Source organism: Sphaerotilus hippei (assembly GCF_003201595.1).
GTDB classification, from domain to species: Bacteria; Pseudomonadota; Gammaproteobacteria; order Burkholderiales; family Burkholderiaceae_C; genus Sphaerotilus; species Sphaerotilus hippei.
In genome coordinates, this window is the sequence record NZ_QJJS01000006.1 from 116,255 (window position 1) to 132,279 (window position 16,025).

11 protein-coding genes are annotated in these 16,025 nt (G+C 73.1%); 2 read left to right on the forward strand and 9 right to left on the reverse strand.

The features are described 5' to 3' along the window. Nucleotides 1–3: 3 nt before the first annotated feature. Both C7444_RS08515 and xth read right to left on the reverse strand, forming a co-directional pair. Nucleotides 4–1,104, reverse strand: a complete 1,101-nt coding sequence (locus tag C7444_RS08515) for an alkene reductase (RefSeq protein WP_110400419.1) — start codon at nt 1,102–1,104, stop codon at nt 4–6. A gap of 88 nt (nt 1,105–1,192) precedes the next feature. Continuing rightward, entirely contained in the window at nt 1,193–1,957 is a 765-nt protein-coding gene (xth, locus tag C7444_RS08520) for an exodeoxyribonuclease III (RefSeq protein WP_110400420.1), read from the reverse strand. A 118-nt stretch (nt 1,958–2,075) separates the two neighbouring features. Here xth and C7444_RS08525 point away from each other — a divergent pair, with 118 nt between their 5' ends. Further along, entirely contained in the window at nt 2,076–5,303 is a 3,228-nt protein-coding gene (locus tag C7444_RS08525) for a bifunctional diguanylate cyclase/phosphodiesterase (RefSeq protein WP_110400421.1), read from the forward strand. A gap of 23 nt (nt 5,304–5,326) precedes the next feature. Here C7444_RS08525 and C7444_RS08530 read toward each other — a convergent pair whose 3' ends face one another. From C7444_RS08530 to C7444_RS08560, 7 genes are all read right to left on the reverse strand, one after another. Beyond that, nucleotides 5,327–5,827, reverse strand: coding sequence for a dihydrofolate reductase (locus C7444_RS08530; RefSeq protein WP_110400422.1), 501 nt, complete (start codon nt 5,825–5,827; stop codon nt 5,327–5,329). After that, nucleotides 5,824–6,654, reverse strand: a complete 831-nt coding sequence (locus tag C7444_RS08535; protein ID WP_110400423.1) for a thymidylate synthase — start codon at nt 6,652–6,654, stop codon at nt 5,824–5,826. Before C7444_RS08535 ends, C7444_RS08530 begins: the two co-directional genes overlap by 4 nt. 67 nt (nt 6,655–6,721) lie before the next feature. After that, entirely contained in the window at nt 6,722–7,087 is a 366-nt protein-coding gene (locus C7444_RS08540) for a PilZ domain-containing protein (protein ID WP_110400424.1), read from the reverse strand. A gap of 39 nt (nt 7,088–7,126) precedes the next feature. Next, the gene (locus tag C7444_RS08545) at nt 7,127–8,977 is read right to left on the reverse strand and encodes an ABC transporter transmembrane domain-containing protein (protein WP_110400425.1); all 1,851 of its coding nucleotides are present in this window, start codon (nt 8,975–8,977) and stop codon (nt 7,127–7,129) included. Nucleotides 8,978–9,066: 89 nt separating this feature from the next. Continuing rightward, nucleotides 9,067–10,968 carry a methyl-accepting chemotaxis protein gene (locus tag C7444_RS08550; RefSeq protein ID WP_110400426.1) on the reverse strand — a complete coding sequence of 634 codons (1,902 nt, stop codon included), beginning with the start codon at nt 10,966–10,968 and terminating at the stop codon, nt 9,067–9,069. A 255-nt stretch (nt 10,969–11,223) separates the two neighbouring features. Then, entirely contained in the window at nt 11,224–12,375 is a 1,152-nt protein-coding gene (locus C7444_RS08555; protein WP_310732625.1) for a lipocalin-like domain-containing protein, read from the reverse strand. Beyond that, nucleotides 12,372–14,888 (reverse strand): ABC transporter permease, encoded by a 2,517-nt coding sequence (locus C7444_RS08560; protein ID WP_110400521.1) that lies wholly within the window; start codon nt 14,886–14,888, stop codon nt 12,372–12,374. The genes C7444_RS08555 and C7444_RS08560 overlap by 4 nt, the downstream gene beginning before the upstream one ends. A gap of 212 nt (nt 14,889–15,100) precedes the next feature. Between C7444_RS08560 and C7444_RS08565 the strand changes: the two genes are divergently transcribed. Next, nucleotides 15,101–15,997 carry a GGDEF domain-containing protein gene (locus C7444_RS08565; protein ID WP_170130682.1) on the forward strand — a complete coding sequence of 299 codons (897 nt, stop codon included), beginning with the start codon at nt 15,101–15,103 and terminating at the stop codon, nt 15,995–15,997. Nucleotides 15,998–16,025 lie beyond the last annotated feature (28 nt).

Here is a 16,025-nt window from a genome sequence, read left to right on the forward strand (position 1 = left end):
TGCCTACCTCGCAGGTGCCGCGACCGGGTAATCGGTGTAACCGGTCGCGCCACCGCCGTAGAGTGTGGCACGGTCGAGTTCGTTGAGCGCCTTTTCATGCTTCAGGCGCCAGCCGAGGTCCGGATTGGCGATGAAAGGGCGGCCAAATGCCACAAGATCGGCCTGTCCGTCGGCCACCGTGCGCACGGCCAGGTCGAGGTCGTAGCCGTTGTTGAGCATCCACGGCGTGCCGGACGGGAGCCGGGCGCGCATCGCGGCGTAGTCGAACGGGGCGTTGTCGCGCGGGCCGCCCGTCTGGCCTTCGATCACGTGCACGTAGAGCAGGCCGGCGGGCAGGGCGGCGGCCACCGCCTCGAACAGCGCCTGCGGGTCGCTGTCCAGGCCGGCCGCGTTGCCCTGCATCACCGGGCTCAGGCGGATGGCGGTGCGGGCGACACCGATCTCGCCGCAGACCGCGTCCATCACCTCGCGCAGCAGGCGCAGGCGGTGCTCGATCGGGCCGCCGTAGGCGTCGGTGCGGTCGTTGATGCTGTCGCGCAGGAACTGCTCGATCAGGTAGCCGTTGGCCGCGTGCACCTCCACGCCGTCGAAGCCGGCATCGATCGCATGGCGGGCCGCCTGGCGATAGCTGTCCACCAGTGCCGGGATCTCCTCGGTGTCCAGCGCCCGCGGCGCCGAGGTGGGCACGAAACCCTCGGCGGTGAAGGTCATCGCGCCTTCGGCCACCCGCGCGGTGGAGGACACCGGGGCGGCGCCCCCGGGCAGCAGCGAGCGGTGCGAGATGCGGCCCACGTGCCACAGCTGGATCACGATGCGTCCGCCCTCGGCGTGCACCGCGTCGGTGATCTTCCTCCAGCCGGCGACCTGCTCGGCGCTGTGGATGCCGGGCGTGTCGAGGTAACCCTGGCCCGTCGGGCTGATCTGGCTGGCCTCGGTGATGATCAGCCCCGCGCCGGTGGCCGGGTTGGCGCGCTGGCGGTAGTACTCGACCATCAGGTCGCCGGGTTGGCCCTGGGGCGCGCGGTTGCGCGTCAGCGGGGCCATGACGATGCGGTTGGCCAGCGTCAGCGGGCCGAGGGTGAGGGGTGAAAACAGGGAGTTCATGTCGGCATGATCCCCCAGTTGCGCTTGTCCATGCCCCCCACGCGCACATGCCTGCCGTGGTATGCGGGCGCGGGTCGGGCGTGCGGCCTCAGCCCAGCTCGACCAGCACGGGCGCGTGGTCGCTCGGCCGCTCGTTGCGGCGCGGGGCCTTGTCGATGCCGCAGGCGGTGACGCCGGCCCGCAGCGCCTCGCTGACCAGGATGTGGTCGATGCGCAGGCCCTGGTTCTTGCGGAAGGCCAGGTTGCGGTAGTCCCACCAGCTCCAGCTGCGCGGGGGCTGCTCGAACAGGCGGAAGGCGTCGTGCAGCCCCAGTGCGGCCAGGGCCTGGAAATGGGCCCGTTCCTCGGGGGTGCAGTGGATCTGGCCGGCCCAGGCCACCGGGTCGTGCACGTCGCGGTCCTCCGGGGCGATGTTGAAGTCGCCCATCAGCACCAGCCGCGGGTGCTGCGCCAGTTCGGTGCGCAGCCAGGACTGCAACGCCTCCAGCCAGCGCATCTTGTAAGCGAATTTTTCGGATTCGGGGGCCTGACCGTTGGGAAAGTAGGCGCCGACCACCCGGATCCCGCCGACCGTGCCGGTGATGACCCGGGCCTGGGGATCCTCCAGACCGGGAATGTTGCACACGATCTGCGTCGGCGTTTCGCGGGCCAGCAGTGCGACGCCGTTGTAGGTCTTCTGGCCGAACCAGGCACAGCGATAGCCGGCTTCTTCCAGTGCGGCCACGGGAAACTTGTCGTCGGTGAGCTTGGTTTCCTGCAGCACGAGCGCGTCGGGCTGCTGCTGGGCGAGCCAGTCGAGCAGCTGGGGCAGGCGCACGGACAGCGAATTGACGTTCCAGGTGGCAAGTTTCATGCAGTGAGGCGGCGAGGCGGATCGGGACGTGATCATGCCGCAGAACCCCCGGGAGGCCACCCAGCGCACAGGCCCCCGGTGTGGCCGGAAGTGGTGCAGAGTGCAAGGTGGATCCTGGATGTTGACCCTGTTGGCCCGACTGGTGGGCCGCCTGGGCGTCGGTCGCAAGCTGATGCTGATCTACCTGCTCGATCTGTGCTCGGTCTTCTACGTGGCCGGCATGCTGATCGACGAGAAGTTCATCGCGATCGACTTCGCCCGCGACGAGCTCGCGGGCAGCGCCTATGTCTCGACCGTGGCGCGCAGCCTGCTGGACGTCTCGCGGGCGCCGCTGGAGGCGATGCGCTCGATGCCCTCCGTGGCGGCTGACCGCACCGCCATGGCCGTGCAGGCGCTCGAGCTGGCCGAGCAGGAACATGGCCAGGGCATGCAGAGCGCCGAGCTGTCGCGCGCCTACATCGCCGCGCTGCAGCGGCTGGGGCGCGACGGCGGCGAGGTGCTGGCGCCGGCATCGCTGTCCGAGGTCCGGCAGCACGGCCAGGCGCTGCTGACGCGGGTGGTCAACCAGTCCAAGCTCATCCTCGACCCCGATCTGGACAGCTACTACACGATGTCGGTGGCCGTGCTGCGCCTGCCCGAGCTGCTGGAGGTGGTCAACGGCCTGGGCCTGGGCCTGAGCCTGGCCGAGTCCCGTCCGGCAGCGGGCCAGGCCCGCTACCTGATGCTCGACGGCCGCCTGGGGGCGGTGCTGACCGCGTTGCGCTCCGATTTCCAGGAGGCTTATGCCGCTGGGGGCCCGACGCTGCGGGCCGCCTTGATGCCCAGCGAGAAGGCGCTGCTCGATGCCGTCGAGGGCTTCCGGCGTGCGGCGGCCGACACCGCGGCCGCGCCGGGCCCCGACCGGGCCGTGCACCAGGAGCGCCTGCGGCAGCACCAGGTGTTCGTCTTCGACGCCCTGCAGCTGGCCTGGGAGCGCAGCAGCATCGAGCTCGACACGCTGCTGCGCCAGCGCATCGACGCCCACTACCGGCGCATGGCGCTGCACCTGGGCACGGCGCTGGCGCTGATGCTCGGCATCCTGGCCGTGGTGTCCTTCGTGGCCCAGCAGATCGCCCGGCCGCTGCGCCGGCTGGCAGCCGTGGCCGACGAGGTGCGCCACAGCGGCGACCTGACCCGCCGGGTCGACTGGCGCAGCAGCGACGAGATCGGCCGGCTGATCGACGCCTTCCACGACATGCTGGGCCAGCTCGACCTCGAGCGTGAGCAGCTGCAGGAGCTGGCCGCCAGCCAGCGCGCGGTCGAGGCCCAGCGGCGTCTGCTCGAGGCCCTGCCGATGCCGCTGTTCGTCACCGCCATCCCGGGCCACGAGGTGCTGCACGCGAGCGTGCCGGCCCAGCAGTGGCTGGCCGGCTGCGAGGTCGATCCCTGGGCCAGCCACCTGTCGGTGGCGGCCCGCACCCGCTTTTTCCAGCAGCTCGCCGACCAGGGCCAGGTCGACGAGTTCGAGGTGCACTGGCAGGCGCTGCGGACCGGCACGCCCGCCTGGGCGGTGCTGTCGGCGCGGCGCATCCGCTTCGAAGGGCGCGATGCGGTGCTCACCGCGCTGGCTCCGGTCAACCACCTCAAGCAGATGGAGCAGCGCCTGGCGCTGTGGGCCAAGGTGTTCGAGACCTCGTCCGAAGGCATCTGCATCCTCGACGACCGCCAGCGCATCGTCACCGCCAACCGGGCGCTGATGCGCCAGACCGGCCACGAGCTCAGCGACCTCAACGGCCAGATGCCGGTGATCCTGCTCGGCGACGAGGAAGTCGCCCGCTGGCCGGCGATCGACCAGGCCGTGCGCCGGCGCGGCACCTGGCGCGGCGAGCTGCTGCTGCGCCGCCGCGACGGCAGCGCCTACCCGGCCTGGATGCTGATCAGCGCGGTGCGTGACGACCCGGGCCAGCTGACCCACATGGTCTGCACCTCGATCGACATCACCGAGCGGCGCCAGGCCGAGCAGCGCATCCGCTACCTGGCCGAGCACGATTCGCTCACGGGCCTGCCCAACCGCATGCTCTGCACCGAGCGCCTGCGCCTGGCCCTGCAGCTGGCCGAGCGTGACGGACAGCGGGTGGCGGTGCTGTTCATCGACCTGGACCGCTTCAAGACCATCAACGACACCCTGGGCCACCACACCGGCGACGGCCTGCTGCGGTCGGTCGCCCAGCGCCTGAGCGGCGCGGTGCGTCCGGGGGACACCGTCAGCCGGCTCGGGGGCGACGAGTTCGTGGTCGTGCTGCCGCAGATCCACGAGGTGCTGGAGGTGTCCCAGCTGGTCGAGCAGCGCCTGATCCCGCAGGTGAGGGCGGCCCACGAGGTCGATTCCAACGAGCTGCACGTCTCCTGCAGCGTCGGCATCGCGATGTTCCCGGACGACAGCCGCGACATCGACGAGCTGATGCGCCAGGCCGACCTGGCCATGTACCAGGCCAAGTCCGAAGGCCGCAACAGCGCCCGCTTCTTCACCTCGGACATGAATGCCCGCGCCAGCGAGCGCCTGCGGCTGGAGACCGAGCTGCGCCATGCGCTCGAGCGGGGGGAGCTGAGCCTGCATTTCCAGCCCCGCATCGACATGGCCAGCGGCACCACCGCCCGGTTCGAGGCGCTGCTGCGCTGGCGCAGCGCGGAGCTGGGCGAGCAGCTGCCCGACCGCTTCATCCCGGTGGCCGAGGAGACCGGCCTGATCGTGCCCATCGGGGCCTGGGTCATCGAGGAGGCCTGCCGCCAGCTGGCGCTGTGGCGCGCGGCCGGCCACACGGCGCTGGGCATCTCGGTCAACCTGTCGGCGCTGCAGCTGCGTGACGCCGAGCTGCTGGGCACGATCGCCAGCAGCCTGCGCCGCCACCAGCTCGGCCCCGGCAGCCTGGAGCTGGAGGTGACCGAATCGGTGCTGATGGAGCAGGTCGAGCCGCACCTGCGCCTGCTCACCGCGCTGCGCGAGCTCGGCGTGCGCCTGTCGATCGACGACTTCGGCACCGGCTACTCCAGCCTCAACTACCTGAGCCAGTTCCCGATCGACGAGCTGAAGATCGACCGCTCCTTCGTGCGCGGGCGCATGCTCGAGGGCGGGCGGGATCTCGCCATCGTGCGCGCCATCATCGGCCTGGCCCGCTCGCTGGGGTTGAAGGTGGTGGCCGAAGGGGTGGAGACCGCCGGCGAGGCCGCGACGCTGCGCACGGCCGGCTGCGACGAGCTGCAGGGCTTCCACTACGCCCGCCCGATGCCGGCCGATGCGGCGGGGCAGTGGCTGCGCGAGGCCCGGCAGGTCGCCGGGGCGAGTCAGGTGGCCCAGGCGGCGGGCTGAGCCGCGCGCCGGTGCCCGGCCGCTCAGCCGCGTCGGCGGCGCACGACGAAGTCGAAGCCCGGGCGGCCCGGGGCGCTGCCGGGCTGGGAGACCCGCGAGATCTCCTCGAAGGCCTGGGCGTCCCAGGCGGGAAACCAGGTGTCGCCGTCGAGTTCGGCGTCGATCTCGGTCAGCACCAGCTCGTCGGCCAGCGGCAGGGCCATCGCGTAGAGCTCGCCGCCGCCGATCACGAAGGCGCGTGGCACGTCGGCCAGCGCCTCGAGCGCGGCCTGCAGGCTGGCGACCGGCTCGGCGCCGGAGGCGCTCCAGCCGGCCTGGCGGGTCAGCACCAGGTTGCGCCGGCCCGGCAGCGGGCGGAAGCGCTCGGGCAGCGAATCCCAGGTGCGCCGGCCCATGATGACCGGGCAGCCCATCGTCGTGCGGCGGAAATGCTGCGCGTCGGCCGCTTCGTGCCACAGCAGCTGGTTGTCGCGCCCGATGGCGCCGTTGCGCGCCACCGCGGCGATCAGGGCCAGCGCCGTCATACCGCGACCGGGGCCTTGATGGCCGGGTGGTGGCGGTAGTCCAGCACCTCGAAGTCCTCGAACTCGTAGTCGAGGATGGAGTCGGGGCGACGCCGGATCTGGAGCGTCGGGAAGGCAAACGCCTCGCGCGAGAGCTGTTGCTCGACCTGCGCGACGTGGTTGCTGTAGAGGTGGCAGTCGCCGCCGGTCCAGATGAAGTCGCCCACCTGCAGGTCGCACTGCTGCGCCACCATGTGCGTCAGCAGCGCGTAGCTGGCGATGTTGAAGGGCACGCCCAGGAAGATGTCCGCGCTGCGCTGGTAGAGCTGGCAGGAGAGCTTGCCGTCCGCGACGTAAAACTGGAACAGCGCATGGCAGGGCATCAGCGCCATCTTCGACAGCTCGGCCACGTTCCAGGCGCTCACCAGGAGGCGGCGCGAGTCGGGGTTGCTGCGCAGCTGGCCGATGACGTCGGCGATCTGGTCGATGTGGCCGCCGTCGGGCGTGGGCCAGGAGCGCCACTGCACGCCGTAGACCGGGCCGAGGTCGCCGTCGTCGCGCGCCCACTCGTCCCAGATGGTGCAGCCACGGTCCTGCAGCCACTTCACGTTCGAGTCGCCGCGCAGGAACCACAGCAGCTCCAGGATGATGGAGCGCAGGTGCACTTTCTTGGTGGTGACCAGCGGGAAGCCTTCGGACAGGTCGAAGCGCATCTGGTGACCGAACACGCTGCGGGTGCCGGTGCCGGTGCGGTCGCCCTTGAGCGTGCCCGTGGTGTGCACCAGCCGCATCAGGTCTTCGTACTGGGTGCGCACCGGGCGCTCGGTCGGGGCGGGAGAGGCGGACATGGCGTGGGGGACGCCACAGCGCTGGCCGGCGTCGGGGGTCGAGGAGGGCGCGATTCTAGGCCAGCGCTCAGCTGCCGCCGGTGCGCAGCCGCATCACCCAGCCGCGCCAGAGCTGCTGGGCCGCCGGCGACAGCTCGGCCCAGTGGCCGCCGATCAGGAAGTCGTGGCCTTTCATCACCGCGAACATCACGCGCATGCGGCCCTGCAGCGCGAGGGTGCGGCCGGTTTCGGCCAGGTCGGGCACGCCGACGGTCATGTTCAGCACCGAGCCCTGGGTCACCGGGTGGTCGCAGACCACGCCCAGGCCGCTCTCGGAGATGTCACGCACCCGCACCTCCACCTCCTGGCCGCCGGCCAGCTGCAGCCGGGCTCGCCAGGACACGTTGAAGCGTGGTTCCTTGCGCGAATCGAGGGTCTTGGCGGAGAGGGTCATGGCGGCAGCCGGAGCAAGCCCCGGAACGGGGTGGAACGGTCATTCTGCACGGAATTGCATCGACGCCAGCCGGGCATATACACCCCCTTGGGCCACCAGTTCGGCGTGTGTGCCCTGCTCGACCAGCCGGCCCTGGTCGAGCACCAGGATGCGGTCGGCCTTCTGCACCGTGGCCAGCCGGTGGGCGATGACCAGCGTCGTGCGCTCGCTCATCGCCGCCTCCAGCGCGGCCTGCACCACCCGCTCGCTCTCGGCGTCCAGCGCGCTGGTGGCCTCGTCGAGCAGCAGCAGCGGCGGATTCTTCAGGATGGCGCGGGCGATGCTGATGCGCTGGCGCTGGCCGCCCGACAGGCGCACGCCCCGCTCGCCCAGGTGGGTGTGGTAACCCTGGGGCAGGGTGCGGATGAACTCGTCGGCATGCGCGGCCCGGGCCGCGGCCATCACCTCGTGCTCGCTGGCGTCGGGGCGGCCGTAGCGGATGTTCTCCAGCGCGCTGGTCGAGAAGATCACGCTGTCCTGCGGCACGATGCCGATGCGCTGGCGCAGTTCGTCGAGCGGCAGCTCGTGCAGCGGCACGCCGTCGAGCCGCAGCTCACCGGCCTGGGCGTCGTAGAAGCGCAGCAGCAGCTGGAACAGCGTGGTCTTGCCCGCGCCGCTCGGGCCGACCAGCGCGACCGTCTCGCCGGCGCGGATGTCCAGGTCCAGCCCGTCGAGCGCGGCCCGGTCCGGCCGCGACGGGTAGTGGAAGCTCACGCCGTGCATCCGCAGCGTCGAGCCGCCCTGCACCGCCGGCAGGTGGGCCGGCCAAGCCGGCTCCTGCACCGGCGAGCGTGCGCTCAGCAGCTCCATCAGCCGCTCGGTCGCCCCGGCGGCGCGCAGCAGGTCGCCCCAGACCTCCGACAGCACCGCCACGCTGCCCACCAGCAGGATGACGTAGACGACGGTCTGGCCGAGCTCGCCCGCGGTCGACTCCCCCCGCAGCACCGACTGCGTGCCCTGGTAGAGGCCGAACAGCAGCGCCGCGAAGGTCGCGCTGATGATGAAGGCCACCAGCACCGCCCGCACCGCGGTGCGCCGCCGCGCGGTCTGGAAGGCCGCCTCCGACGCGTCGGCGAAACGCCGCGCCTCGCGGTCGGTCTGGGTGTAGCTCTGCACGACCGGGATCGCGTTCATCACCTCGGCGGCGATCGCGCTGGCGTCGGCCACCCGGTCCTGGCTGGCGCGCGACAGCCGCCGCACCCGCCGGCCGAACAGCAGTGCCGGCAGCACCACCAGCACCAGCACGCCCAGCACCTGGGCCATCACCGTCGGGCTGCTCCACAGCAGCATGGCGAAGGCGCCCAGCCCCATCACCGAATTGCGCAGCCCCAGCGACAGGCTGGAGCCCACGACGGTCTGCACCAGCGTGGTGTCGGTCGTCAGCCGGCTGAGCACCTCCCCGGTGGCGCTGGTCTCGAAGAACTCCGGGCTCTGGCCGATCACGTGGCGGTAGACCGCGCTGCGCAGGTCGGCCGTGACCCGCTCGCCCAGCCAGCTGACGGTGTAGAAGCGTGCGGCCGAGAAGAGGCCCAGCGCCACCCCGCAGCCCGCCAGCAGCAGGAAATGTTCACGCAGCGCCAGCACCCGCTCGCCCGGCGAGCCGCTGGCCACGGCCGGATCGACCAGCCCGCGATCGACCAGCAGCCGCAGCGCCATCGGCACCGCCAGCGTCGTGGCCGCCGCGGCCAGCAGGAACAGCACCGCCAGCACGATCTGCAGCCGGTAAGGCCGCAGGAAGGGCCGCAGCCCCGACAGCGAGACCAGCTGGCCCTTGGCCGGGGGGCGGGAGGACGAGGCGGGCAGGTCGGCCCCGGCGAGGGAGGCCGCGCTGCGGCCGGAAGTGGATGCCATGGGGGGTTCGGGAGCGGGGCGCCTCGGAGCGAGGCGGCCCAGTCTAGGGCAGGTCCGCCGGCCGTTCCCCGGGCAGGGTGGCGCCGAGGCTAGGCGCTCACCTTGAAGCGGGCCACCTCGGCGGCCAGCGATTCGGCCTGGCTCTTCATCGAGGACGCGGCCGCGGCGGTCTGCTCGACCAGCGCGGCGTTCTGCTGGGTCATGTCGTCGAGCTGGTGGATGGCCTGGGTCGTCTGCGCGACGCTCAGCGCCTGCTCGGCCGCGCCGCTGGCGATGCGGTCGAGCAGCTCGTGCACCTGGCGGGTGGTGCCGACGATGTGCTCCATCGACAGGCCGGCCCGGTCGGCCACTTCGGAGCCCGAGGCGACCTGCTGCACGTTGGCCGTGATCAGGGCCTTGACCTCGAGCGCGGCCGTGGTGGTGCGCTGCGCCAGGGCCCGCACCTCGGCGGCGACCACGGCAAAGCCGCGGCCCGCCTCGCCGGCCCGGGCCGACTCGACGGCGGCGTTCAGCGCCAGCAGATTGGTCTGGAAGGCGATGCCTTCGATCGTGCCGATGATGTCGGAGATCCGGCTGGAGCCCGCGTGGATGCCCTGCATCGTCGTGACGGTGGAGCGGATCACCTCGCCGCCCTGGGTGGCGGCCCGGGTGTTGTCGGTGGCCAGTCGCACCGCGCTGCGGGCCAGTTCGGCCGACTGCATCACCGTGGCGGAGATCTGCTCCATCGCGGCGGCCGACTGCTGCAGGTTGGCCGCCGACTGTTCGGTGCGGGCCGACAGGTCGTCGGCGCCGCCCGTGATCTGGCCGCTCGAGACGACCAGGTGCTCCGAGGCGCTGCGCACGTTGCTCACGATGCGGGTCAGCGATTCCTGCATCTGCGACAGCGTGACCATCAGGCCGGCCACCTCGTCCTTGCCCCAGGCGCGTGGCCGGGTGGTGAGATCGCCCTCGCGCATCGAGTGCAGGTGGAAGGTCACTTCGCTGAGCCCGCCCTCGAGCACCTTGCGGAATGACTTGAACAGGTAGGCCGCCAGCAGCAGCGACACGATCAGCGCGCCCCAGGTGGCCAGGCGGGCGTGCTGCAGCCGCTGCTCGCGCACGGCCAGCAGCTCGTCGAGCACCCCCAGCAGGTCGATCTGCAGCGCCTCGAGCCGCGACACGGCCGCCGCGCCCTGGGCGAAGTAGGCGGCCGGTCGCGGACCGTCGGCCTCGAACACGGCGGCCTGTCCCGCCTTGCGCAGCGCCAGCGCCTGGTCGAGTGCCGACGCGTCGAGGCGTGTCTCCAGGCCCGGGTTGGCCGCCAGGGCACGCCGCAGCGAGTCGCGTGCCTCGTCCACGCCGGCCTCCAGGCGCGCCGACCAGACCTGCCACTTGCTCTCGTGCTCCGAGCCGATGCCCCCGCGCAGGGTCGCGAACGTGCCCCAGCCCCAGATCTGCCCGGCGTCCTCCAGGGTCCTGGGCAGGGTCAGCACCGTGGCGTTGACCAGGTAGAAGCTGTCCAGGTCGGGGTCGAGCACCAGGTTCGAGCGGTCGCCGATCGTGTTGAGCAGCTCCACCGAGGCGGTCGTGACCGGGCCGAACACCGTGCGGCCTTCGGCGTCGACGCCCCGCTCGGCAGCCGCCGTGGCGTCCCAGCGCTCCTTCAGCCGGGCCACCGGCGCCGTCAGCTCGAGCGGATCGCCCTGCGTGGCCAGCGCCGACTGCAACCGCTGCAGCGCCGCGTCGGTGCGGGCCCGTGCGTCCGTGTAGGCCGCGGCCGCATCGAAGCCGCCCAGCTGGGCCCGGGTGGCGTTGCGCACGTCGATGATGCCCTTGAGCACCGGCACGAACTCCCGCAGCGCCGCGACCCCGTGCCGCTCCTTGCGGGTGAAATCGATCTGCGCCTGGTTGCCGGAGAAGTACTGCCAGCCCAGCACGAGGATCGGGATCGAGAAGATCAGCGAGATCGCCCAGGCCTTCTGGGTGAATCCGATCGCGCGGAACAGCCGCACGCCCGGTGACCACAGGCCGTGGTAGCGGAAGAAATCCCGGATCGTTCCGCTCGAGGCGCCTCGCCGGGGGGGTGAAACCGATGCTGCGCCATGGGGCTTGCCACTCATTCTTTTCCTCTGCCGGTTCGTGTTCCTCACCCGGCGGAACGGGGTTCCGCCGGGTACCTCGTGGGGCAGAGTGTGTTCGTGCGGCCTGGGCGGCGATCGCCTGAAAAGCGGCGTCGCCATCGGTTTTTTCATTTCAGGCGATGGCGGTCACAGCTGCAGCCGTCCGGCGTAACCGGTCATCTCCAGGTAGCCCAGGCCGAGCTCGCGGCCGTCGGGGCTGCGCAGCACGCTCAGCCCTTCCCAGTATTCGGTGCCGGTCGAGGCGCGGGTGTCGAGCACCTGGGCGTCGAGCAGCGCCTGCAGCTCGAAGCGGCCGGCGGGGGTCTCCAGCGTCCATTGCACCGGATAGGCCGCGCCCGAGGCGGCGTGGTTCCAGCGGCGCCCGGGCGTCAGGCGCACGTCGCCGGGGCCGAAGGGGCGCACGGCGCCGCCCGGGAGGCGCCAGGAGCCGCCGGCCCACAGCGTGCTGCCGTCGGCGCGGCGCAGGCGGAAGGCGGTCAGCGCGCTGCCGTCGTGCAGGTTGATGCCGGTCCAGTCCCAGCCGACGGCGTCGGCGTCGAGCAGGCTGTCGCTCCATTCATGGTCCAGCCAGGCCCGGCCGTGCACCGGGTGCTCGCGCGCGTCCTGCTGCAGCCGGCCCTGCACCTGCAGCTGCGGCTGGCTGTAGTAGTGGCTGGCCTGCTGCGGGCGCGGGCCCTTGCGTGACCAGCCGGCCTCACCCTGCAGCAGCAGCGGCTGGGTGGTCCGCAGCGTCAGCTCGAGCCCGAAGCCGCCCGGCTCGCGGGGCAGCTCGATGCGGTAGACCGAGGCGGCCTGTGCGTCGTCGCCCGCGTCGCGGCGCGACAGGCGCCAGTCGCGCAGCTGCACGGCGGTGTCGCCGGTGCGGCTGCCGGCCAGGCCCTCGTGGGCGCGGGCGACCCGCTGCCCGTGGTGCAGCCGGCCGGCGCCCAGGTCGGTCAGCGCGACATGGGCCAGCAGGATCTGGTGGGCCGCGAAGCGGCTGGGGTGGGGCTCGGACAGGCCGGTGCGCGAGCGGAAGAAGGTGACCTGGAAGCCGTGGGTCGGGCGCGGGGGCGTGGAGGGAGCGGCCGGGGCCACCCCGATCGACAGCCAGCCGGTGACGTACCACCACTCCAGCGCCGTGTCCGGGTGGGCGCCCAGGTCGGCCGGAAAACGCAGCGGCCGGCGCACCAGGCCGGCCGCGGGGGCGGGGCCGGGCAGCAGCAGGGCCGCGCCCAGGCCGGCGGTGGTGCCCAGCCAGTGCCGGCGGGGCGGGGTCGGGCGGTCGGGTCGGTTCACCAGTCTTCCTTCACGGCCAGGGCCATCTGGTGGCTGGCGGCGGCGCGGCCGGCCCACCACGCGGTCAGGCAGCCCGCGGCGATCTCGGCGGCGGCCAGCGCGGCGAGCCGGCCGGCCGGCAGGCTCAGCTCCATCGTCCAGTGGAAACTCTGCGGGTTGACGACCTGGACCAGCACCACGCTGATCAGCCCGCCCAGCAGCAGGCCCAGCAGCGTGCCGATGCCGGTCCAGACCGCCCCTTCTGCCACCACCAGCGTCAGCACCTGTCGGCGGTTGAAGCCCAGGTGCTGCAGCGCACCGAACTCGCGGCGCCGGGCCAGCACCTGGGCCGAGAAGCTCGCGGCGATGCCGGCCAGGCCGATGGTGATGGCCACCGCCTGCAGCCAGTAGGTGACGGCGAAGCTGCGGTCGAAGATCTGCAGCGAGATCGCCCGGATCGCCGCGGGCGTGGCCAGCTCGAGCAGGGCCGGGTCGGCCGCCAGGCGACGCAGGCCGGCCTGCACCGCGGCGCTGTCCGCGCCCGGGGCCAGCCACAGCGCCAGGTCGTTGATGCGGTGGTCGCCGCTCAGGCGCAGCCAGTCCTCGCGGGCGATGGCCAGCGCCCCCTGCTGGCGGGCGTAGTCGCGCCACAGGCCGCGGACCTGGGTGATCACCCGTCGCCCGTCGGGCAGCGGCAGCTCGAAGCGGTCGCCCGGGCGCAGCCGGTAGAGCGCGGCCATCGGCTCGCTCGGGTAGACCGCCACCGGCGCCCGGGGCCCGGTGACGGCGGGCGCCAGCGCGCCGAGCAGCGGCAGCTCGCGGGCGTCGGCGCTCAGCGGGCGGGCGATCAGCGTCACCGGGGCCAGGCCGGGGTCGAGCGACAGCGGCACCAGGCGCTGGGTCTCCAGCCGCAGGACCCCCGGCAGGGCGGCGGCCCCGGCGAGGAAAGGCTCGTCCAGCCAGACCGCCTCGGCTTGGCTGGCGCTGCTGGCGGTGCGCACGTAGAGGTCGGCGGGCAGCACCTGCTCCAGCCACTGGCTCACCGAATCCCGGAAGCTCGCCACCATCACCGTCAGCGCGACCGACAGCGCCAGGCTGGAGACCACGCCGGCCACCGCGATCGTGGCGGTGGCGCGCTGGTCACGTGCGCGCTCCACCGCCAGCAGCAGCACCGGATGGCGCGGCGTGCGCCAGCGCGCCAGCAGCACGCCGACCACGGCCGGCACCAGCCCGATGCCGCCCAGCAGCAGCAGGGCCACCGAGGCGTAGGCGCCCAGCGGCAGTCCGCCCAGCGGCGGCAGCAGGGCCAGGGCGCCGGCCAGCAGCAGCGCCAGCAGCGGCGGCCACAGCCGGGGCAGGGGCTGGCTGTCGTCGCCCAGGCCCTTGAGCGTCTGGGCCGGGGCGATGCGTGCGGCCTGGCGCGCCGGCTGCCAGCTGCCGGCCAGCGCGGCCGCCACCCCGAGTCCGCCGTAGACCAGCGCGGCGGGCAGCGACCACTGCAGCGGCGGCGCGGCCCCGCCGAACAGGCCGCTGCCCAGGTCACCGCCCAGCACCTGCAGCGCCAGCGTGGCCAGCGCCGTGCCCAGGCCCAGGCCGGTGGCCGCGCCCAGCACCCCGAGCACCGCCGCCTCGGTCAGGATCAGCCGCAGCCGGGTGCGGGCGTCCATGCCCAGCACGCCCAGCAGCGCGAGCTGCGGCAGGCGCTTGGCCACCGCCAGCGACTGCACCGAAAACACCAGGAAGGCCCCGGTGAACAGCGCCACCAGCGCCAGCACCGTCAGGTTGACGCGGTAGGCGCGTGACAGGTTGGACAGGCGCAGCGCCCCCTCGTCCGGGCGGGCCAGCCGCCAGGCCGGGCCGCCGGCCGAGGGCGGCCAGGCCTGCTGCAAGGCCCGCTCCAGCGCGGGCACGTCCGTGCCCGGATGCAGCCAGACGTCGATGCGGCTGAGCTGGCCCGGCTGGCCGAAGTGCGCCTGCGCACCGGCGATGTCCATCACGGCCAGCGCCGCGCCGTCGGCGGCGACCGTGCCGCCGATCGGCAGGCTCAGCACCGCGGCCCCGGCCTGGACCCGCAGCGTGCGGGCCCCGGGCTCGAGCAGGGCCCGCGCGCCCGGGTTCAGGTGCACCGCGTCGGGGTCGAGGGCCAGGCGGCGGTCGCGCCGGCCCGGCGTGGGCACGGGCAGCAGCGCCGGCTGCCGGCCGGCGGCGGCCAGCGGGTCCAGCCCGATCAGGCGCAGCGGCTGCTTGCGGCCCTCGCGGTCGATCAGCACCGTCTGGCGCTCGACCACCGGGCTGGCCTGCGCCACCAGCGGCAGCAGCGCCAGCACCGGGTAGATCGACTCGGGCAGCGCACCGGCGCCGGCCGGCCTGAGTTCCGCGTCGGGCTGGCCCTGGACCGTGCGCACCGCCTGGCCGAACTCGGCCAGCGCCGAGCGGTTGATCAGGTGCACCGCGAAGGCCAGCGCCACCCCCAGCGCGATGGCCAGCAGCGCGGTCAGCTGCCGGCCCGGGTGGTGGCGCCATTCCTGCACCATCAGGTGGCGCAGCAGGCGCTGCGGACGGGATCGGGCAGGGGCTGCGGGCAAGGCCGGATCGAAGGCGGGCACGGTGGGGTCCGGGGCGGAGGAGCCGACAGTGTCGCCCAAGGTGAACGCCGCGCGCGCGGATGCGCATTCCGTCCCGCAGATGCCCCGGGACCCCGGGGGACCGAACGGGTACCCGGGCGTCTCGCGGGTCACAATGCCGTGTGCCCGACCTTTTTTCCACCGCTGCGCCCCGATCCGGGGGCTCGTCGACCCGGCTGGCCGCCGCGCAGGGCGGGAGCGAGCGTGATGCCGCGCCGCTGTCGCACCGGCTGGCGGCGCTGACGCTGCGCTGCGGCGCCTGGCAGGTCGCCGGCCTGATCGCGCTGGCCACCGCGCTGCTGTCGCTGGCCATCACCTGGACCTGGTTCCGCTGGCAGGGCGAGCATGAACTGGGGGACGCCTTCTACCTGGCGCTGCTGATCCCGCTGCCGCTGTCGATGCTGGGCGCCTACCCGATGCTGTGCCTGGTGACGGCGCTGGAGCGCACCCGCCGCCAGGTCGAGCTGCTGTCGATCACCGATCCGCTGACCGCGCTGCACAACCGCCGCCATTTCATGGAGGCCGCCCGGCGCCAGCTGATGCGGGCGCGGCGCCACGACCAGCCGCTGAGCCTGATGCTGATCGACGTCGACCACTTCAAGCAGGTCAACGACCGGCATGGTCACCAGGCGGGGGACCGGGTGCTGGTCGAGGTGGCCCGGCGCTGCCGCGACACGCTGCGGGCCGGCGACCTGATCGCCCGCTTCGGCGGCGAGGAGTTCATCGTGCTGCTGCCGTCGACCCCGCAGGCCGCCGCCGCGGCGCTGGCCGAGCACCTGCGCCGCGCCGTTGCCCGGGCGCCACTGGCCTTGCCCGACGAGGCCCGGCCGCCGTCGCTGCACCTGACGGTCAGCATCGGCCTGGTCGCGCAGGCCACCCCCCACCAGACGCTGGACACGCTGATCCGCCGGGCCGACGAGGCGCTCTACGCCGCCAAGCGGGCCGGGCGCGACCGGGTGCACGTGGCGGCGCCCGACGGGCCTGCCGACGGGATGCGGCCGCACCGCGCCTCGGCCTGAGGCGGCAAGGGGCCTGCCCGCCGCTCGC

Bases quoted from the DNA above. Each gene is read 5' to 3' on its own strand.
- C7444_RS08540 (WP_110400424.1), bottom strand. From the start codon at position 7,087: ATGACCCTCTCCGCCAAGACCCTCGATTCGCGCAAGGAACCACGCTTC.
- xth (WP_110400420.1), bottom strand. From the start codon at position 1,957: ATGAAACTTGCCACCTGGAACGTCAATTCGCTGTCCGTGCGCCTGCCC.
- C7444_RS08530 (WP_110400422.1), bottom strand. From the start codon at position 5,827: ATGACGGCGCTGGCCCTGATCGCCGCGGTGGCGCGCAACGGCGCCATC.
- C7444_RS08545 (WP_110400425.1), bottom strand. From the start codon at position 8,977: ATGGCATCCACTTCCGGCCGCAGCGCGGCCTCCCTCGCCGGGGCCGAC.
- C7444_RS08560 (WP_110400521.1), bottom strand. From the start codon at position 14,888: ATGGTGCAGGAATGGCGCCACCACCCGGGCCGGCAGCTGACCGCGCTG.
- C7444_RS08525 (WP_110400421.1), top strand. From the start codon at position 2,076: ATGTTGACCCTGTTGGCCCGACTGGTGGGCCGCCTGGGCGTCGGTCGC.
- C7444_RS08515 (WP_110400419.1), bottom strand. From the start codon at position 1,104: ATGAACTCCCTGTTTTCACCCCTCACCCTCGGCCCGCTGACGCTGGCC.
- C7444_RS08535 (WP_110400423.1), bottom strand. From the start codon at position 6,654: ATGTCCGCCTCTCCCGCCCCGACCGAGCGCCCGGTGCGCACCCAGTAC.